Source organism: Schnuerera sp., from assembly GCF_035459645.1.
Taxonomy (GTDB): Bacteria; Bacillota; Clostridia; order Tissierellales; family Tepidimicrobiaceae; genus Schnuerera.
In genome coordinates, this window is record NZ_DATHXO010000089.1 from 1 (window position 1) to 2,015 (window position 2,015).

General features: G+C 35.2%; 2 protein-coding genes. One reads left to right on the forward strand and one right to left on the reverse strand.

Annotation, left to right across the window (positions count from 1 at the left end; all coding sequences use genetic code 11):
• A partial coding sequence (hcp, locus tag VK998_RS02150) for a hydroxylamine reductase (protein WP_325224967.1) occupies positions 1–1,429 on the forward strand: 1,429 nt, incomplete at its 5' end.
• Here hcp and VK998_RS02155 read toward each other — a convergent pair.
• The coding region (locus VK998_RS02155) for an oligosaccharide flippase family protein (protein WP_325224968.1) at positions 1,385–2,015 on the reverse strand (631 nt) is incomplete at its 5' end. The two genes, hcp and VK998_RS02155, sit on opposite strands and share 45 nt — an antisense overlap.

Sequence of the window (2,015 nt, forward strand, 5' to 3'; positions counted from 1 at the left end):
AATGGAAGGTCTGGATAGATTTATCATGGATAGTCTATTTATGACAATTACAAATGCAAACTTTGATAAAGAAAGATTTTTAGCAAAGATTAAAGAAGGACTTAAGTTAAGAGATCAGTTAAAATCAAATTTAAAGGGAAAAGGAATGAATTTAGATAACTTAAAAGATGCTGCTACTTTTTCAGTTAATTCAGATGATGATATAGTATATAAAGCTAATAACGATAAAGATAGGGTAGGAGTATTAGCCACAAAAGATGAAGATATTCGTTCATTAAGGGAGCTTATTACTTATGGGTTAAAAGGTATGGCTGCTTATGCAGAGCATGCAGATAACCTAGGATATAATGACCCAGAGATTGCTAAATTTATGAGAAAAACTTTAGCAGCTACAATGGATGATAGTTTAACTGTAGATGATTTAGTGGCATTGACATTAAAAACGGGAGAATATGGAGTTAAAGTAATGGCGTTATTAGATGAAGCTAATACTTCAACTTATGGAAATCCAGAAATCACAGAAGTAAATATAGGAGTAAGAAATAACCCAGCAATTCTTGTATCAGGTCATGATTTAAAGGATTTTGAGGAGCTATTAAAACAAACAGAAGGAACAGGAGTAGACGTATATACCCATAGTGAAATGTTACCAGCAAATTATTATCCAGCATTCAAAAAATATGATCATTTTGTTGGAAATTATGGTAATGCTTGGTGGAAACAAAAAGAAGAATTTGAGAAATTCAATGGGGCAATACTATTTACAACCAACTGTATAGTACCACCAAAAACATCCTATGCAGATAGAGTATATACTACAGGTTCTACTGGGTACCCTGGTTTTAAACATATTCCAGATAGAGTAGATGGACAACCTAAAGATTTCTCAGAAGTTATAGAACATGCTAAAAGATTGCCAGCACCTACTGAAATAGAAAAAGGAACCATTGTTGGAGGTTTTGCTCATGCTCAAGTATTTGCCTTAGCTGACAAGATAGTAGATGCAGTAAAATCAGGAGCTATTAAGAAATTCTTTGTAATGGCAGGCTGTGATGGAAGAATGAAATCAAGAAACTATTATACAGACTTTGCAGCTGCTCTTCCAAAAGACACAGTAATATTAACTGCAGGATGTGCTAAATATAAATATAATAAATTAAATCTAGGAGATATTGGAGGAATTCCAAGAGTATTAGATGCAGGACAATGTAATGACTCCTATTCATTAGCAGTTATAGCGCTTAAACTAAAAGAAATCTTTGAATTAAATGATATAAACGAACTACCAATTGCATACAATATTGCTTGGTATGAACAAAAAGCAGTAATAGTATTATTAGCTCTATTGTCCTTAGGAGTAAAGAATATCCACCTAGGGCCAACACTACCAGAAGAAGTGAATAATATCAGCCGCGAATATAAAAATTAAAGCGGCAGACGGAACACCTAAAATAATTATTAATTTCAGGCTCTTGCCCAGTGTGTTTTCAAGAGCACCATCTTTGTTTTTCCACAGTTTTGCAAAAACAGGGAATATTACTGCTTTATACAGAATGGGAAGCATCATAACGATATCAAAAAACCGATAAGCCCCTCCATACCAGCCGGTTACTTCTTCCGGAACCATAGCTGAAAGCATAATGGCATCTACCCTGTAATAGATCACCGAAAACAGGGAAAACAGAAAGTATGGCATGGCAGAACGCAAAAGCTTTAAAGCTTTAAAATCTATATTTAACGTAAGGGTAACGAACCTGCGGGAGTACCACAGTACGATAAGCAGGTGTATAATGGCACCCACGGTAATGATTATAGCCATCACAATTGAATCTGCCCCCATAAGCAGTGCACCAATCGAAAAAAGAGCGATGAAAATTCTTTCGACGATAGAGCCCAGTGATGGATATTCCATCCGCTCAATCCCCTGGAAATACGCAAATAAAGCTGATGACCCGCCTTCAAATAATTTTCCGAAGGCAAGAATAAGTATTAACAGATGCACATGTTCACTGTAC